Here is a 16,138-nt window from a genome sequence, read left to right as displayed (position 1 = left end):
CTTGCTCTTATATACCGCCTATGGCTCCAGAAAATATCCTTCGGATGTTCCAGGATGCGGCCGAGCGGCGAGGGGACGAGGGTTGCCTGCGCTATAAGCAAGCCGGCCTTTGGCAGACCGTGAGTTGGACCCAGGCCCTCAAATGGGTGAAGTCTTTTTCCGAATCGCTCAAAAAGCTGGGGGTCACGAGCGGCGACCGGGTGTCGATCATTGCCAACACCCGATATGAATGGACCCTGCTCGACGTGGCCATTCTCTCGCTAGGCGGGGTCACGGTGCCGATCTATCATTCTTCGGTTGCCGAGGAAGTCGAGCACATCCTTCGCGACAGCGGCACCAAGGTCATCTTCGTCGAAAACTCCACCCAGCTCGAAAAAGTCCTCAAGGCCAAGCGCGGCTTACCCCAGGCTCTCAAGATCGTCATGATCGACGGCAAGGTGATGGGCGAGGACATCCTGACTTTCGACGAATTCAAGGCCTTGGCCGAGGGCTCCGCCACCGATTTCGATTCCCGGATCCGCCAGATCGGCCTCGACCAGCTCGCGACCCTGGTTTACACCTCCGGCACCACCGGCCCGCCCAAGGGCGTGATGCTCCACCACAGCAATATCGTTTACGAAGTCGAGGCGGCCGAGCGGAGCATGCCGATCGACCCCAATGACACCAGCCTGATCTTCCTTCCGCTGGCTCATATCCTGGCTCGGGTCATCCAGTTTTATCAGCTCAAGGTCGGCTTCACCCATGCCTACGCCGAAAGCATCGACAAGCTGCTCGAGGATATCGGCCAGGTGAAGCCTCATTTCATGGTCAGCGTGCCCCGGATCTTCGAGAAGATCTACACCAAGGTCATGAACGACGTGGAGAACGGGCCTTCCATTAAGCGAAGCATCTTCCAGTGGGCCCTGGCCACCGGCAAAGCGCGGTCCCAGCTTCTGCTCCAAAACAAGCCGATCCCCGGCGGCCTCAAGATGAAGTACGCCATAGCCACCAAGCTGGTGTTTTCCAAGCTTCATGCCAAGCTGGGCGGCCGGCTGCGCTTCTTCGTCTCGGGCGGAGCCCCGCTCTCCAAGGAGATCGCCGAATTTTTCCATGCCGCCGGCATCCTGATCCTCGAAGGCTACGGCCTCACCGAGACCACCGCCGCGATCAACATCAATTTGCCGACGGCGATGGCTTTCGGCAGCGTCGGCAAAATCATGCCCTTCGTCGAGGAAAAGATCGCCGAGGACGGGGAAATCCTGGTTCGAGGCAAGATGGTGACCCAAGGCTACTGGAACAACCCCGAAGCCACCAAGGCCGCCATCGATTCCGAAGGCTGGTTCCACACCGGCGACATCGGCGAATTCGATGCCCAGGGCATGCTGCGGATCACCGACCGCAAGAAGGACATCATCGTCACCGCCGGCGGCAAGAACGTCGCCCCCCAAAACATCGAAAACCTTCTCAAGACCATCCCGCTGCTCAGCCAGGTGGTGGTCCACGGGGACCGGCGCAAATACCTGACGGCCCTGGTCACCCTCAATCCCGACGAGGCCAAGGCGAAGGCGGCGGAGCAGGGTATCTCGGTCTCCAATATTGCCCAGCTCTCCAAAGAGCCCAAGATCTTCGAGATGGTCAAAAAACTGATCGAGGAAAAGAACCACGACCTGCCCAAATACGAGAGCATCAAGCGCTTCGCCATTCTCGACAAGGACTTCACGATCGAGGGCGGCGAGCTCACGCCCACCCTCAAAATCAAGCGCAAAGTGATCAACGAACGCTACAAGGACCTATTCGACAGTCTTTATAGTGAATGAACCCCCCTTAAGGAGGATAAACGTGGCTGATCAAACCCCTACCCAAACCCCTAGCGCCCCCAGTGGTGGCGGTGGAACCGGACTGGCACCTAACGTCGCATCCTTGCTCTGTTACCTCTGCACTTGGGTGACCGGGCTGATCTTCTTGTTGATCGAAAAGGAAAACAAGGACGTTAAGTTCCACGCTTGGCAAGCCATCTTCCTCGGCATCGCCGTGTTCGTGGCCTACCTGGTGATCATGATCATCGGCTTCATTCCCTATCTTGGCATCGTCGCCATGATCCTGAACCTGGTGGTTTGGGTCGGCTTCCTGGTCGTCTGGATCATCGCCATGATCAAGGCCTACCAAGGCCAGAAATGGCTGATCCCGATCATCGGGCCGATGGCCGAGCAGCAAGCCAACAAGTAATCGGTTTTGAGCGTGAAGCGCGCCTTCAGAACGGGGTTTCGCTCACCAATCTTCGCGGCGGCGGCGATCATGACAGTGTTCGCCGCCGCCGTTTTTTTGCCGTCCGCCTGGGTTGAAGGACTACCGCTTTGCGCGTTCCGCTTCCTCAGCGGTTGGGATTGCCCCGGCTGCGGCCTGACCCGTTCCTTCATCGCCTTCTTTCATGGGCACTGGGGCGAAAGCATTCGGCTCAACGCCGCGGCGCCGGCCTTGGCGGTCTACTTCGCGGTTCGAGGGGGGGAGGCGATATATCGGGGCTTGCGGGGGCGGCGGCCAAGCTGGTACAGCCCCGAGGGAACGCGGTGGATCACCGCCTTATTCGGAGTTTTAATTTTCGGCCAATGGATCTATAAATCCGGCCTGCATTTGTATCACTTAATCTAATCCTTGAAGGAGAGAGCATGTCGACCCCCAAAGAGATCTTCGAACAGAAAATTCCAGAAAAGCTTAAGACTAATGCGGATAAGTTGGCGTCAAATAATGCGATTTATGAGTTCAATATCACTGGGGATGGCGGCGGTGTCTGGTCGATCGATCTCTCCGGCCCGGACAAGAAGGTGGTTTCCGGCTCCACCGGCAACGCCAAGTGCACCGTCACGGTGGCGGCCAGCGATTTCTCCGACATGATCGACGGGAAGCTCAATCCCCAAATGGCTTTCATGACCGGCAAGCTCAAGGTCGCCGGCGACATGGGGTTGGCACTGAAGCTCGGGGCCATACTCGGCTAGCCTCCTTTTGACATTTACTTCTGCGGAAAGGGAACCGGCTTCGGTTCCCTTTTCTTTTGTGGCGATTCCAGCCTGGGTGCCCTAGCCCGGGAGGGGAGCCTGGGGGACATCCTCCTCACTTTTTTCCCTGGCCCTCAAGCCGGGCCAGGGAAAGCTTGGTCCATCGATATCTATTGGATGCTTTAGTGTGATCGATGGCCCAAAAGCCGTTCGGAGAAGTCCCCCAGGCTCCCCTCCCTACCTCTGTGCTTTTCAGTAGATAAAAAATCAGCACACCAGGGTAGGAAAGCCCCTGGGATATCTCCTGGAGCGGGTTTTGAAGAGGGGATCACCCTAAAGCATCCAATAGACATCCCCTCTTCAACCTTTCTTTGGCCCGGCTTGAGGGCCAAAGAAAAAAGCGGAAGGAGATATCCCGGGGGCTTTCCGGGCAGAAAGGCAAATGTGGGCGCCGACGAGGGGGAAATGCTACCCGTTTCCCTCAGCCTGCTGCTCCTCGTCCTGACTGGCGAAGGCCGCCTTGAGGAGCTCGCGGTTGAGGGTGGCGATGGTGGCGATCTTGATGCCGGCCGGGCAGGCGGCTTCGCACTCGTAGGTGTTGGTGCAGGCGCCGAAACCCTCGGCGTCCATTTGCGCCACCATCTTTTGAACGCGGCGAGCCCGCTCGGGCTGGCCCTGGGGAAGCTTGGCGAAATGGGTGACCTTGGCGCCGACGAAGAGCATGGCCGAGGCGTTCTTGCAGGAGGCCACGCAGGCCCCGCAGCCGATGCAGGCCGCGGCATCCATCGCCTGGTCGGCCTTTTCCTTTCCGACCAAGATGCCATTGGCGTCCTGAGCGTTGCCCACGTTGACCGAGGCATAGCCGCCGGCGCTGATGACCCGGTCGAAGGCCGTGCGGTCGGTGACCAGGTCCTTGACGATGGGGAAGGCCTTGGCCCGCCAGGGCTCGACGACGATGGTGTCGCCATCCTTGAAGCGCCGCATGTGGAGTTGGCAAGTCGTGGTCTCGCGGTCGGGACCGTGGGCTTGGCCGTTGATCATCAGGCTGCACATCCCGCAGATGCCCTCGCGGCAATCGTGGTCGAAGGCCACCGGCTCCTCGTTCTTTTGGGTGAGCTCTTCGTTGAGCACGTCGAGCATCTCGAGGAAGGACATGTCGGTCGAGATATCCTTGACCGGATAGGTGACGAGCTTGCCTTTGGAATTCCGGTCCTTTTGTCGCCAGACCTTGAGCGTTAAATTCAATTTCTTGCCGCTCATTTGTAACTCCTTTGGGCTAGATGGACGGCTTCGAACTCGAGCGGCTCCTTGTGCAAGACCGGCTCCTTGCCCTCGCCCTGATATCCCCAGGCGGCGACGTAGCGGAATTTCTCGTCGTCGCGCTTGGCCTCGTTCTCCTCGGTCTGGCTTTCCTCGCGGAAGTGACCGCCGCAGGACTCGCAGCGGTTGAGGGCGTCTCGGCACATCAGCTCGCCCAGGTCGAAGAAGTCGGCGACCCGGCCGGCCTGCTCCAGGCTTTGGTTGAATTCGTTGCCGCTGCCGGGGATGCGGACGTTGGCGTAGAAGTCCTTGCGCAGGGCCTGGATCTTCGCGATCGCCTGATTCAATCCGGCCGCATTCCGCGACATGCCGCAGTAGTCCCACATGATTCGCCCCAGCTCTCGGTGGTAGCTGTCGACCGAGCGGGTGCCATTGGCTTTGAGGAAGCGGTCGATCTGGCTTTTCACGCCGTTCAAGGCTTCCTCGAAGGCCGGGTGCGAGGTCGTGACCTTCTCGAGCTTGCGGCTGGCCAGATGATTGCCCACGGTGTAGGGCGCGATGAAATAGCCGTCGGCCAAGCCCTGCATCAGGGCGCTGGCCCCGAGCCGGTTGGCGCCGTGGTCCGAGAAATTGGCCTCGCCCAGGACGAAGAGGCCGGGCAGGTTGCTTTCCAAATGATAGTCCACCCAGAGGCCGCCCATCGTGTAGTGGGGCGCCGGGTAGATCTTCATCGGCGTCTCGTAAGGGTTCTCGGCGGTGATCTTCTCGTACATGTGGAAGAGGTTGCCGTACTTCTGCCGGATGGTTTCCTTGCCGTCGCGCTTGATGGCGTCGGCGAAATCCAAATAGACCGCTTGACCGGTCTCGCCGACCCCCCGACCCTCGTCGCAAACCGATTTGGCGTTCCGCGAAGCCACGTCACGGGGCACCATGTTGCCGTAAGTCGGATACTTCCGCTCGAGGTAATAATCGCGCTCGGCTTCGGGGATGCCGGCCGGCGACCGCTTGTCGCCGGCTTGACGCGGGACCCAAACCCGGCCGTCGTTGCGCAAGCTCTCGCTCATCAAGGTCAGCTTGGACTGGTAATCGCCGTGGACCGGGATGCTGGTCGGGTGGATCTGGGTGAAGCAGGGGTTGGCGAAAAAGGCTCCGCGCTTGTGAGCCCGCCAGATCGCGGTGGCATTGCAGCCCTTGGCGTTGGTCGAGAGGTAGAAGACGTTGCTGTAGCCGCCGGTGCAGAGCAGGACGGCGTGGCCGTCGTGCTTTTCCAAGGCTCCGGTCACCAAGTTGCGGGTGATGATGCCGCGGGCGACGCCGTCGACGACCACCAAGTCGAGCATTTCCTGGCGAGGGTAGAGCTTGACCTTGCCGCGATCGGCCTGGCGCATCAAGCTGGCGTAGGCCCCGAGCAGGAGCTGCTGGCCGGTCTGACCGCGGGCGTAGAAGGTGCGGGAGACCAGGACGCCGCCGAAGGTGCGGTTGGCCAAGGTGCCGCCGTATTCCCGGGCGAAAGGCACGCCTTGGGCCACGCATTGGTCGATGATGTTGGCGCTGACCTCGGCCAAGCGATAGACGTTGGCCTCCCGGGCCCGGAAGTCGCCGCCCTTGATCGTGTCGTAGAAGAGGCGGCCGACGCTGTCGCCGTCGTTTTGGTAGTTCTTGGCCGCGTTGATGCCGCCCTGGGCCGCGATGCTGTGGGCCCGGCGGGGGCTATCTTGAAAACAGAAAGCCTTGACGTTGTAGCCGAGCTCGCCCAGCGAGGCCGCGGCCGCGCCGCCGGCCAAGCCGGTGCCGACGACGATGATGTCGTATTTGCGCTTGTTGGTCGGGCTGACCAGCTTCATCTCGTTTTTGCACTTGGTCCATTTCTGGTCGAGCGGGCCCGAAGGAACTTTGGAATCGAGAACCTGACTCATGGCAACACCCCGAACTTCTTCAAGTAGGCCCAGACCGGGAAGGAGGCGAAGCCCAAGCCGAGCAGAATGGCGAGGGCGACCCCGAACTTGCGGATGAAGGGCGTGTATTTGGGATGACGCAGGCCCAGCGATTGGAAGGCGCTCTGAAAGCCGTGCCACAAATGCCATCCGAGCAAAAGGCTGCCCAAAAAGTAAACCGAGGCGGTGATCGGATCCTGCAACAAGCGCAGGGCCTTGACGAAGGGCTCTTCGCCCTCCGGCCCCGGATTGTGGAGGTGGAAACGGAAGTCGGCCAAGTGAAGCAGGATGAAGCCCAGGACCAAGGCGCCGGTGACGTACATCGTCGCCGAAGGCGTGGCCTTGGTGTTGCCCTGCTTGGAGCGCCGCATTTCATAAGCTTCGGGGCGGGCCCGGCGATTGGCGATGGTCAGCTGAAATCCCAGGACGATGTGCGCGCCGAACAGGATCAGCAAGATGATTTCGGCCACCAGAACCAGGCTGGGATTGGCATGGAGGCTATGAGCGTAATGATTGTAGGCTCCGTCGCCGACGTAGAGCAGGAGATTGCCCGCCAGATGAATCAGCGTGAAGCCGATCAAGAAGAAACCGGTCAGGCCCATGACCCACTTTCGTCCCACGCTCGAGGTCAGGGCGCTACTTAGCCAGCTCAATTTGCACTCCTTTCCCAAAAAACACGCGCCTAGGCCACTAACCAGCTTTCGGGAAAAAAGAAATCAAATTTTAACGCTAGGTGTCAAGGGGGAGGCTGGTCATCCTTCGCTTTGCTCAGGATGACACGGCTCAAAATTAATCCTTCGCCTCTTCGAACTCGGCATCGACCACGTCATCCTTCTTGCCGGCTTCCTCGCCGCCGCTCGGAGCTTCCTGCGAGGCTTCGGAGGGCTGCTCGCCGCCGGGCGCGCCGGCGCTGGAGGCCGACTTGTACATGGCCTCCGCCATCTTGTGGGAAAGCTGGGTGAGCTTCTCCATGCCGCTCTTCATGTCGTCGACGTTGTTGGCCTCGATGGCCTTCTTCAAATCGGCGATCGCCGATTCGATGTCGCCGGCTAGCGAAGCCTCGACCTTTTCGCGGTTTTCCTTGAGGGTCTTCTCGGTCGAGTAGACCAGCGAGTCGGCGTGGTTCTTGACCTCGATCTCCTCGCGGCGCTTCTTGTCTTCGGCCGCGTGGCTCTCGGCTTCCTTGACCATCCGATCGATGTCCTTGTCGTTCAGGCCGCTGGAAGCGGTGATCGTGATGTGCTGCTTCTTGTTGGTCGCCTTATCCAAGGCCGAGACGTTGACGATGCCGTTGGCGTCGATATCGAAGGTGACCTCGACCTGGGGTACGCCGCGCGGCGCCGGCGGAATTCCGTCGAGGATGAAGCGGCCCAAGGTCCGGTTGTCCTTGGCCATCTCGCGCTCGCCTTGGAGGACGTGAATTTCCACGCTGGGCTGGCTGTCGGCCGCCGTCGAGAAGATTTGGGACTTGCGGGTCGGGATCGTGGTGTTGCGGTCGATGAGCTTGGTCATCACGCCGCCCAGGGTCTCGATGCCAAGGGAGAGAGGGGTGACGTCGAGGAGCAAGAGGTCCTTGACGTGCCCCGAGAGAACGCCGGCCTGAACCGCGGCGCCGAGCGCCACGACTTCATCGGGGTTCACTCCCTTGTGCGGTTCCTTACCGAAAAACTTCTTCACCTCTTCCTGGACTCGCGGGATCCGGGTCGATCCGCCGACCAGGACGATCTCATCGATTTCCGAAGGCTTCTTGCCGGCGTCGGCCAGAGCCTTCTTGACCGGTTCGAGGCTCCGGGTGAACAAATCCTCGCAGAGCGCCTCGAACTTGGCCCGGGTCAGCTTGATGTTCATGTGCTTGGGCCCGCTGGCGTCGGCGGTGAGGAAGGGCAGGTTGATCTCGGTCTCCATCACGCTGGAGAGCTCGATCTTGGCCTTCTCGGCCGCCTCTTTCAGGCGCTGCAGGACCATCCGGTCCTTGCTGACGTCGATGCCTTGGTCCTTCTTGAACTCGGCGATGAGGTAGTCGATCAATCGTTGGTCGATGTTGTCGCCGCCCAAGTGGGTGTCGCCGTTGGTCGAGATGACCTCGACGACATTCTCGCCGACTTCGAGGATCGAGATGTCGAAAGTGCCGCCGCCGAAGTCGTAGACCGCGATGATCTCGTTCTTCTTCTTGTCCAAGCCGTAGGCCAGGGCCGCGGCGGTGGGCTCGTTGACGATGCGCTTGACGTCGAGGCCGGCGATCTTGCCGGCGTCCTTGGTGGCCTGGCGCTGGGCGTCGTTGAAGTAGGCCGGGACGGTGATGACCGCCTCGGTGACCTTCTCGCCCAAATAATCCTCGGCCGCCTGCTTGAGCTTCATCAGGACCTTGGCCGAAATTTCGGGCGGGCTGTAGTTCTTGCTTTGGATCTCGACCGCGGCGTCGCCGTTGCCGGCCTTGACGACGTGGTAGGGGACCATCTTGATCTCCTCGGCCACTTCGTCGAACTTCCGGCCCATGAAACGCTTGATCGAGTAAATCGTATTTTCCGGGTTGGTGATCGCTTGGCGCTTGGCGACCTGTCCGACCAGCACTTCGCCGTCCTTGCTGAAAGCCACCACCGAAGGGGTGGTCCGGTTGCCTTCCTGGTTCGGAATAACCTTGGGCTCGTCGCCCTCCATGATCGCGACGACGCTATTGGTCGTGCCTAAGTCGATGCCGATAATCTTGCTTTTGTTAGCCATAAAGCTGGGTGTTCCTTTCATCGCGGGACTAATTTTTTCCCGAGTATAAACGAGGCCTTTCGGGAATGTCCCGTAAAAATTCCATGGGGAGATATAAGTCGGAAAGCCCTTAAGTCAAGGGTGACAATAGGGAAAACGCCATCCTGAGCAGGGGGCTGTCATCCTGAGCGGGGGCCCCAGTCGAACGCCGCGAGGTTCGAGTGAGACTGGGGGGAAGGATCTGCGAAGGCCAAGAAGCTTAAAGCCCCAACGTTCCTTCGTTCCCTCCGAATTCCTTAGCAGACCGAAGTAAATTAAGGCCCTTCGAAGCACCTTGGTGGGTCGCAGATCCTTCGCCTGCTGGCTCAGGATGACCGGCCTCCTCGGCCGGTCATTTCAACGGCGAGTTTTCGTCGTCGCCGAGCTTGGCCAGCTCATCCAAGAAATCGAGGCTTTCGTCGTCGGTGGCCTTGGGCTGCTCGCCCTGATGAAAGTAGAGCTTGTCGATGGCTCCGCGGCGCACCGACTCCTCGGGCTTGGCGACGAAGGCGTCGCGAATCACCGGCGAGGAGGGCGTTCGTTTCCCCTCCGACTCGGCCTTGGCCCCGGCCTGGACCGCGGCCGGTGGCCCCTCCTTCGATCGCTCGAAATGATACCAAAGCTCCAGCCGGCGGAGCGGCGAGGCCTTTTGCTTGAGCAAGCCCTCGAGCAGGGCCTTGAACGCCGCGTTGTAGACCAGCTCATTGCCTTTTTTAAAGCGGGTCAGGATCTGGGTCTGGACGATCTTCTTCCACTCCTCCAAGGTCATCGTCGTTTCGAAGCGGAAGACCTTTTGATAAAGCTCCGAGGTCCAGTCCAGCGGCCGCATCCCGTCATTCAAACGCTTGGGGTCGAAGGGCCGCTTGATCTCGGCGCCGAAGAAAAAGCTCTTCAATCCCTCCCAATCGGCCTTCTTGAAGACGAATTTGGGCCCCTTGGCGAATTTTTGGCAGGCCTGTTTCCATTGGTTGAGGCCGAAACGGCGGGCGTCGATGAAGCCGCCCTGGAAGAATTCTTCCAACAATTTAGCGTCGGCCATCCGCTCCTGGTCGTCGATGGCCTCCAAGCGGCCCCAGGTGTGCTCCAAAAGCTCGGTCACTTGCATGTCCTTAAAATAACGCGGGAATCGCCGTTGACAATCCCAAAATAATGATTATTTGCATCCAATGGCCGTCATCCTGAGCGCCAGCGAAGGACCTGCGACTGCCTTGGTGGGTATGAGATTCTTCGGACCCTTCGGGTCCTCAGAATGACTGGACAGTATGGATGGCCCTGTGAAGCGCTGTTACTATGAAATCCTCGAGCTTGACCGCCAAGCCGGCGACGGTGAGATTAAGACCGCCTACCGGAAAAAGGCTCTGGAATTCCATCCCGACCGCAATCCCAGCCACGAGGCCGAGGAACGTTTCAAAGAAGCCTCCGAGGCTTACGAAGTCTTGAGCGACCCCCAAAAACGCTCCCTTTACGACCGCTTCGGCCATGCCGGGCTTCAGCGCCAGGGCTTCCATGGCTTCGACGACGTCGGCGACGTCTTCTCCCATTTTTCCGATATTTTCGAAGACTTCTTCGGCTTTTCCCGAGGCGGCGGCCGGCGAGGAGGCCCCCAGCCCGGCCGAGACATTCGCTTCGACATCCGGCTGAAGTTTTCCGAAGCCTTCAGCGGGATCGAGCAAAAGATCGACGTGCCACGGCAAGAGGAATGCGAGCTTTGCGGTGGCCAAGGCTACCCCAAGGGCCAAGAGCCCCTGGTTTGCCGCCACTGCGGCGGCAAGGGCGAGCTCTACCAATCGCGGGGCTTTTTCACCATTTCCACCACTTGCAACGCCTGCCAAGGCCACGGCAAGGTGGTGAAGGAGCACTGTAAGGATTGCCGCGGGCAGGGCAGCGTCGCCAAGAGCAAGCGGCTCACCGTCAAGGTGCCGCCGGGCGTCGACAACGGCACCCAACTTTGCCTGCGCGGGGAAGGCGAAGCCGGCCGCCGGGGCGGCCCTCGCGGCGACCTCTACGTCGTTCTCACCGTCGAGGAGGATGAGCGCTTTCAGCGCCAGGGACCGGATCTCCATCATCAACGCAAAGTTTCGATGGTCGCCGCGGCCCTCGGAGAGGAAATCGAGGTCCCGGTTCCGGAAGGCGGCGAAAAGCTGCGCATCCCGCCGGGGGCCCAGACCGGCGACGTCCTCAAGTTGTCGGGGAAGGGCATGCCCTCCCTTCGCGACAAGCGGCGGGGCGATCTCCATGTCCACCTTTTCGTCGAAACTCCGCGGGATTTGAGCCCCGAGCAAGCGGAGCTGCTCCAGGCTTTCCGCAAGACCTTGGGCGATTCCCCGGGCCCCGAAAGTTCCTTTACCAAATCCCGAAAAAAATCTAAGAAATCACGCACCTGGTTTGGAACGTGAAACGTGAAACAAGCTGTCATCCTGAGCGAAGCGAAGGATCTGCGACCTGCCAAGGTGCTTTAAAAACCCAAAGCTTCTTCGCGACATCTTAAGGGAGTTCCGAGGAGGCGAAGAAGGTTTGGCAGACAATAGTCGCTTGGCCAGTCGCAGATCCTTCGCTTCGCTCAGGATGACAGGCATTTCGTCTTTTAGATAGAAAGGTGCCTTGCATGAGCCAAGAGATCCAGCAGAACCTGGAGCGAGTGAAGGGCTACCAACCCCTCCTGAGCTCGGTTCTCGAAGAAGTTTCCAAAGTCGTCGTCGGCCAAAAATACATGGTCGAGCGACTCCTGATGGGCGTCCTGCTCGAAGGCCATATCCTGGTCGAGGGCGTTCCCGGGCTGGCCAAGACCACCACCGTCCGGGCCCTGGCCCGGGTCCTCGACGTCAAGTTCCAACGGATTCAATTCACGCCCGACCTGCTGCCGGCCGACCTGATCGGCACCCAAATCTACAGCCCCAAGACCCAGGACTTCAGCGTCAAGCAGGGGCCGATCTTCGCCAACATCATCCTGGCCGACGAGATCAACCGGGCGCCGGCCAAGGTCCAAAGCGCCTTGCTCGAGGCGATGCAGGAGAAGCAGGTCACCATCGGCAACTCGACCTTCCACCTCGAGCCGCCCTTCGTCGTCCTCGCGACTCAAAACCCGATCGAGCAGGAGGGGACCTACCCCTTGCCCGAAGCCCAGGTCGACCGCTTCATGCTCAAGCTCAACGTCTCCTACCCGAGCAAGGAGGAGGAGGTCGCGATCATGGACCGGGCCCAGGCCGGCCATTGGGAAGAATTGCGGCCGCTGCTCAAGGCCGCTCAACTCGGCGAGATGCGCCGGCTGATCGAGCAGGTCTATCTCGACCCCAAGATCAAGGACTATATCGTGCGCATCGTGCTGGCGACTCGCAATCCGGCCGAGCTGAAATTAGGGCTCGAAAGCTACGTCCAATTCGGCGCCTCGCCCCGGGCCAGCATCTATTTGAGCGCGGTGGCCCGCTGCTACGCCTTCCTCCAAGGCCGAGCTTTCGTCACTCCCCAGGACGTCAAGACGATGGCGCCGGACGTGCTGCGCCATCGGATCCTCCTGACCTATATGGCCGAGGCCGAGGGGCTATCGAGCGACGAGGTGCTAAAGAAGATTCTCGATCAACTGGAGGTCCCGTGAGGATGTAGGGGCGCCCCTTGCGGGCGCCCAGTGCAAGAAGACCGCAACCGTCGCGGACATGGCACCCGCAAGGGGTGCCCCTACAAGTATGCTGCCACCGGAAATTCTAAAAAAGATAAAACGCATTCAGCTCAAGACCAATTACCTGGCCAACGAGATTTTCGCCGGCGAGTACGAGAGCGCCTTCCGCGGCCGGGGCATGGAGTTCGAGGAAGTGCGGGAGTACGAGCCGGGCGACGAGATCCGAAGCATCGACTGGAACGTCACCGCCCGAATCGGCCGGCCCTTCGTCAAGGTCTACCGCGAGGAGCGGGAGATGACCGTGATGATCCTGGTCGACATGTCGGAGTCGCTCGATTTCGGGACCCGGGAGCGCTCCAAGCGCGAGACCGCGGCCGAGGTCGCGGCGGTCCTGGCCTATGCCGCGATCAAGAGCAACGACAAGGTCGGCCTGATCCTCTTCACCGACCGGGTCGAGAAGTTCATTCCGGCCAAGAAGGGAAAGGGCCACGTCTACCGAGTCATCCAAGAGATCCTGACCTTCAAGCCGACCCACGCCAAGACTCAGATCCGGGTGCCGCTCGAATACCTGATCCGGGTGATGAACCGCCGCTCCATCGCCTTCCTCATCTCCGACTTCCTCGATCAAGACTACGAGCGGGCCTTGGCCATCGCCAAACGGCGCCATGATCTGGTCTGCATCCAGCTTTACGACCGGGTCGAGGCCGATTTCCCGGCGGCCGGCTGGTTGCGCTGGCGCGACCCCGAGAGCGGGGAGGAGCGTTGGGTGAACAGCTCGGGCCGGGCTTTTCAGAAAAAATACCGCCAGCTTGCCGAGCGGACCCTCCGCGAACCGCAAAAGCTCTTCCAGTCGTTGGGCGTCGACTCGGTCCAAGTCGAGCAGAGCCGCGATTACATCCATCCCTTGCTGCAATTTTTCCGGCTCCGGGAGAAGCGACAATAGATGGCCAAGCCCCTGCCCAAGCTCGAGGAGATGCAGGACATCCTGGACTTGAAGGATATCCAAGCCTGGGACCTCCGCTGGATCTGGGGCATCGCCATCTCGCTGGGGCTGATCCTGGCTTTCTTCCTGGCTCGGGCCTTATGGCGGCGCTACCGCCGGCCGGCGGCCGAGGAAGCCGGGCCGCCGCTCAGCCCCGAGCAAAGAGCGCTCAAGAGGCTCGAGGAGCTGGTCAACAGCCGGCTGGTCGAATCGGGCCAAATCCGCCGCTTTTATTTCGGTCTCTCCGATCTGTTTCGAGAATTCATCGAGGGCGAGCTCGAGATTCCGGCTTGCGAAGCCACCCTCGAGGAGCTGCGGCCGGCGCTGCGGGCCAGCCCTTGGCTCGACAACGATCAAGTCCGCGATGCCCATTGGCTGCTCGAGCTCGCCGACATGGCCAAGTTCGCCCAATTCGTCCCGCCACGTGAGGAGATCCTCAAGAGCGTGAAGCTGGCCCGCACTTGGATCCAATCGGTCGCCGGCCACCGGGCCAAGGTGCTGGCCGAGAAGGTCGCGCCGGCGCCCGAGGAGGCGAAGGCCTGATGCTGCGCTTCCTTTACCCCTGGGTGCTGCTCGGATTGGCCTTGCCCCTCGGCATTCTCTTGCTGGAACGGTTTCGCCGCTCCCAACCCTTGTTCCGGTTTCCACTGACCTCGCGGTCGACCGGCCTGCATCGGGCCGGCGATTCCTTTTGGATGCGATTCCACGCCTGGCTTTTGGCCTTGGCCCTGGCTTGCCTGGTGGTCGCCCTGGCCCGGCCGCAGCGGGGCCGGGCCGAGACCGAAGTGACCAGCGAGGGCATCGACATCATGCTTTCGATCGACGCGTCGGGCAGCATGGCCGCGATGGACTTCAAGCTCGACGGCGAAGCGGTGGACCGGCTCACCGTGGTCAAAAAGGTGGTGGGCGACTTTCTGCGCCAACAGAAGGGCGATCGCCTCGGCATGGTGATCTTTGGCGAGGAGGCCTACACCCAATGCCCGCTGACCCTGGATTACGACGTGCTGATCCAGCTCCTCGATCACGTCACCATCGGCATCGCCGGCGACGCCACCGCCATCGGCGACGGCTTGGCGCTGGCGGTCAAGCGGCTCCGCGACCAGCCCGGCAAGTCGAAGGTCGTGATCTTGCTCACCGATGGGCGGAACAATGCCGGCAGCATTTCACCCGAGAAGGCCGCCGAGATCGCCAAGACCTTCAACGTCAAGGTCTACACGATCGGCATCGGCACCAAGGGCAAGGTGCCTTTTCCCCAGCCCGGCATCTTCGGCAACCGCCTCATCTATGTGAACCTCGACATGGACGAGGACACGCTTCGCAATATCGCCGAGGTGACCGGCGGCAAATACTTCTTTGCCACCGACACCAAGAAGCTCGAGGCCATCTATAAGGAAATCGGCCAGCTCGAGAAGACCAAGGCCAAGGTCAAGCACTACGAAGTCTACGAGGAGTGGTATTATTATTTGGCGGGCCTGGGTCTGGGCTTGCTGCTGCTGGAAGCCCTCCTCAGCAGCACCTGGCTCCGGAGGTTGGCTTAATGCGCTTCAACCATCCCAACGCCGTTTTCTTCTTTATCCTGATCCCGATCTTGCTGGGTTTTTTCCTTTACCAGGCCGCCAAGCGCAAGGCGGCTTGGAAGGCCTTGGCCGATCCGGAGCTGAAACCCCGCCTCATGCCCAACCGGTCGCCTTGGCGGACCGGCCTGAAAAACGCGCTGAAGGTCGCGGCTGTCGGCTTCCTCATCCTGGCCTTGATGGAACCGCAGTGGGGAACACGGGAGGAGGAAGTCACGATCAAGGGCGCCGACTTGGTGATCCTCATCGACGTCTCCAACTCGATGCTGGCTCAAGACCTGAAGCCCTCGCGGCTGGAACGGGCCAAGCGCAAGCTTCACGATCTGATCGAGATGCTCTCCGGCGACCGGGTCGGCCTGGTCGCCTTCGCCGGTCGCAGCTTTTTGCTCTCGCCGCTGACCATCGACTACGGAACCTTGGAGATGTTCGTCGATGAGCTCTCGCCTTCGACCATCCCGGTTCAAGGCACCGATTTGTCGAGCGCGCTTTCGCTGGCGATCAAGGCAATGGGCGACAAGGAGTCGGCCAAGGCGGTCTTGATCTTCTCCGACGGCGAGGATCACAGCGAGCGCCTCGACAAGATGATCGACCTGCTCAAGGAGAAAAAGATCAAGGCCTTCGTCCTCGGCTTCGGCACGCCCGAGGGGGCGCCGGTGCCGGAGGAAGGCGGCGGCTTCAAGAAGGATGAGAAGGGCGAAACCGTGGTCAGCAAGCTGAAGGAAGAAGCCTTGAAGGACTTGGCCCTCGAGACCGGCGGGGCCTATGTCCGGGCGGTGACCGGCGATGCCGACTTGAATCAGCTTTACGTCAAAGGGGTGAGGGGGGCGATGGAGCTGAGCGAGCTCAAGGCGGCCCGAAAACAGGTCTGGGAAAGCCGATTTTATTGGCCCCTGGGAATCGCGGCGGCGTTACTCCTGCTGGAGCGGATGATCGCGGAGGGGCGGAGATTAACCCTCCCCCCTGGCGGGGGAGGGTGGTCGCCGAAGGCGACCGGGAGAGGGGGGGAGGCATAGGGAATGCTTGCTAATGCAGCACCCCCTCTCCCGCCCTTCGGGCGCCCTCTC

15 protein-coding genes are annotated in these 16,138 nt (G+C 60.8%); 10 read left to right on the top strand and 5 right to left on the bottom strand.

The window, feature by feature from the left end; genetic code table 11:
- The first annotated feature begins 20 nt into the window (after positions 1–20).
- From VJR29_12885 to VJR29_12870, 4 genes are all read left to right on the top strand, one after another.
- The gene (locus VJR29_12885) at positions 21–1,796 is read left to right on the top strand and encodes a long-chain fatty acid--CoA ligase (GenBank protein ID HKY64303.1); all 1,776 of its coding nucleotides are present in this window, start codon (positions 21–23) and stop codon (positions 1,794–1,796) included.
- Positions 1,797–1,818: 22 nt separating this feature from the next.
- Positions 1,819–2,205: a DUF4870 domain-containing protein gene (locus VJR29_12880; GenBank protein ID HKY64302.1), complete on the top strand. Its 387-nt coding sequence runs from the start codon at positions 1,819–1,821 to the stop codon at positions 2,203–2,205.
- Positions 2,206–2,274: 69 nt separating this feature from the next.
- Positions 2,275–2,628: a DUF2752 domain-containing protein gene (locus tag VJR29_12875; GenBank protein ID HKY64301.1), complete on the top strand. Its 354-nt coding sequence runs from the start codon at positions 2,275–2,277 to the stop codon at positions 2,626–2,628.
- Between the two features lie 17 nt (positions 2,629–2,645).
- The gene (locus tag VJR29_12870) at positions 2,646–2,972 is read left to right on the top strand and encodes an SCP2 sterol-binding domain-containing protein (protein HKY64300.1); all 327 of its coding nucleotides are present in this window, start codon (positions 2,646–2,648) and stop codon (positions 2,970–2,972) included.
- 468 nt (positions 2,973–3,440) lie between these two features.
- Here VJR29_12870 and VJR29_12865 read toward each other — a convergent pair whose 3' ends face one another.
- The 5 genes from VJR29_12865 to VJR29_12845 all read right to left on the bottom strand — a co-directional run bounded on the left by VJR29_12865 (position 3,441) and on the right by VJR29_12845 (position 10,004).
- Positions 3,441–4,232, bottom strand: a complete 792-nt coding sequence (locus VJR29_12865; GenBank protein HKY64299.1) for a succinate dehydrogenase/fumarate reductase iron-sulfur subunit — start codon at positions 4,230–4,232, stop codon at positions 3,441–3,443.
- The gene (locus VJR29_12860) at positions 4,229–6,148 is read right to left on the bottom strand and encodes a fumarate reductase/succinate dehydrogenase flavoprotein subunit (GenBank protein ID HKY64298.1); all 1,920 of its coding nucleotides are present in this window, start codon (positions 6,146–6,148) and stop codon (positions 4,229–4,231) included. The genes VJR29_12865 and VJR29_12860 overlap by 4 nt, the downstream gene beginning before the upstream one ends.
- Positions 6,145–6,819, bottom strand: a complete 675-nt coding sequence (locus VJR29_12855) for a succinate dehydrogenase cytochrome b subunit (protein ID HKY64297.1) — start codon at positions 6,817–6,819, stop codon at positions 6,145–6,147. The genes VJR29_12860 and VJR29_12855 overlap by 4 nt, the downstream gene beginning before the upstream one ends.
- A gap of 136 nt (positions 6,820–6,955) precedes the next feature.
- Entirely contained in the window at positions 6,956–8,887 is a 1,932-nt protein-coding gene (dnaK, locus tag VJR29_12850) for a molecular chaperone DnaK (GenBank protein ID HKY64296.1), read from the bottom strand.
- Between the two features lie 370 nt (positions 8,888–9,257).
- Complete coding sequence (locus tag VJR29_12845) at positions 9,258–10,004, bottom strand: hypothetical protein (protein HKY64295.1); 747 nt, start codon at positions 10,002–10,004, stop codon at positions 9,258–9,260.
- A gap of 175 nt (positions 10,005–10,179) precedes the next feature.
- Here VJR29_12845 and dnaJ point away from each other — a divergent pair, with 175 nt between their 5' ends.
- The 6 genes from dnaJ (at position 10,180) to VJR29_12815 (ending at position 16,087) form a co-directional block, all read left to right on the top strand.
- Positions 10,180–11,301: a molecular chaperone DnaJ gene (dnaJ, locus tag VJR29_12840; GenBank protein ID HKY64294.1), complete on the top strand. Its 1,122-nt coding sequence runs from the start codon at positions 10,180–10,182 to the stop codon at positions 11,299–11,301.
- Positions 11,302–11,510: 209 nt separating this feature from the next.
- Positions 11,511–12,497 (top strand): MoxR family ATPase, encoded by a 987-nt coding sequence (locus tag VJR29_12835; protein HKY64293.1) that lies wholly within the window; start codon positions 11,511–11,513, stop codon positions 12,495–12,497.
- 88 nt (positions 12,498–12,585) lie between these two features.
- On the top strand, positions 12,586–13,461 hold the full coding sequence (locus VJR29_12830; GenBank protein HKY64292.1) for a DUF58 domain-containing protein: 876 nt from the start codon (positions 12,586–12,588) through the stop codon (positions 13,459–13,461).
- Complete coding sequence (locus VJR29_12825) at positions 13,462–14,043, top strand: hypothetical protein (protein HKY64291.1); 582 nt, start codon at positions 13,462–13,464, stop codon at positions 14,041–14,043.
- Positions 14,043–15,038 carry a VWA domain-containing protein gene (locus VJR29_12820; GenBank protein ID HKY64290.1) on the top strand — a complete coding sequence of 332 codons (996 nt, stop codon included), beginning with the start codon at positions 14,043–14,045 and terminating at the stop codon, positions 15,036–15,038. The genes VJR29_12825 and VJR29_12820 overlap by 1 nt, the downstream gene beginning before the upstream one ends.
- Complete coding sequence (locus VJR29_12815) at positions 15,038–16,087, top strand: VWA domain-containing protein (GenBank protein ID HKY64289.1); 1,050 nt, start codon at positions 15,038–15,040, stop codon at positions 16,085–16,087. Before VJR29_12820 ends, VJR29_12815 begins: the two co-directional genes overlap by 1 nt.
- Positions 16,088–16,138 lie beyond the last annotated feature (51 nt).

This window comes from bacterium (assembly GCA_035281585.1).
Classification (GTDB): Bacteria; UBA10199; UBA10199; order DSSB01; family DSSB01; genus DATEDP01.
The sequence above is the reverse complement of the archived record's forward strand: the minus strand, read 5'-3'. Positions and strand labels throughout refer to the sequence as shown.

Bases quoted from the DNA above. Each gene is read 5' to 3' on its own strand.
- VJR29_12865 (HKY64299.1), bottom strand. From the start codon at position 4,232: ATGAGCGGCAAGAAATTGAATTTAACGCTCAAGGTCTGGCGACAAAAG.
- VJR29_12885 (HKY64303.1), top strand. From the start codon at position 21: ATGGCTCCAGAAAATATCCTTCGGATGTTCCAGGATGCGGCCGAGCGG.
- VJR29_12870 (HKY64300.1), top strand. From the start codon at position 2,646: ATGTCGACCCCCAAAGAGATCTTCGAACAGAAAATTCCAGAAAAGCTT.
- VJR29_12830 (HKY64292.1), top strand. From the start codon at position 12,586: ATGCTGCCACCGGAAATTCTAAAAAAGATAAAACGCATTCAGCTCAAG.
- dnaK (HKY64296.1), bottom strand. From the start codon at position 8,887: ATGGCTAACAAAAGCAAGATTATCGGCATCGACTTAGGCACGACCAAT.
- VJR29_12860 (HKY64298.1), bottom strand. From the start codon at position 6,148: ATGAGTCAGGTTCTCGATTCCAAAGTTCCTTCGGGCCCGCTCGACCAG.
- VJR29_12815 (HKY64289.1), top strand. From the start codon at position 15,038: ATGCGCTTCAACCATCCCAACGCCGTTTTCTTCTTTATCCTGATCCCG.
- VJR29_12825 (HKY64291.1), top strand. From the start codon at position 13,462: ATGGCCAAGCCCCTGCCCAAGCTCGAGGAGATGCAGGACATCCTGGAC.
- VJR29_12820 (HKY64290.1), top strand. From the start codon at position 14,043: ATGCTGCGCTTCCTTTACCCCTGGGTGCTGCTCGGATTGGCCTTGCCC.
- VJR29_12875 (HKY64301.1), top strand. From the start codon at position 2,275: ATGACAGTGTTCGCCGCCGCCGTTTTTTTGCCGTCCGCCTGGGTTGAA.
- VJR29_12835 (HKY64293.1), top strand. From the start codon at position 11,511: ATGAGCCAAGAGATCCAGCAGAACCTGGAGCGAGTGAAGGGCTACCAA.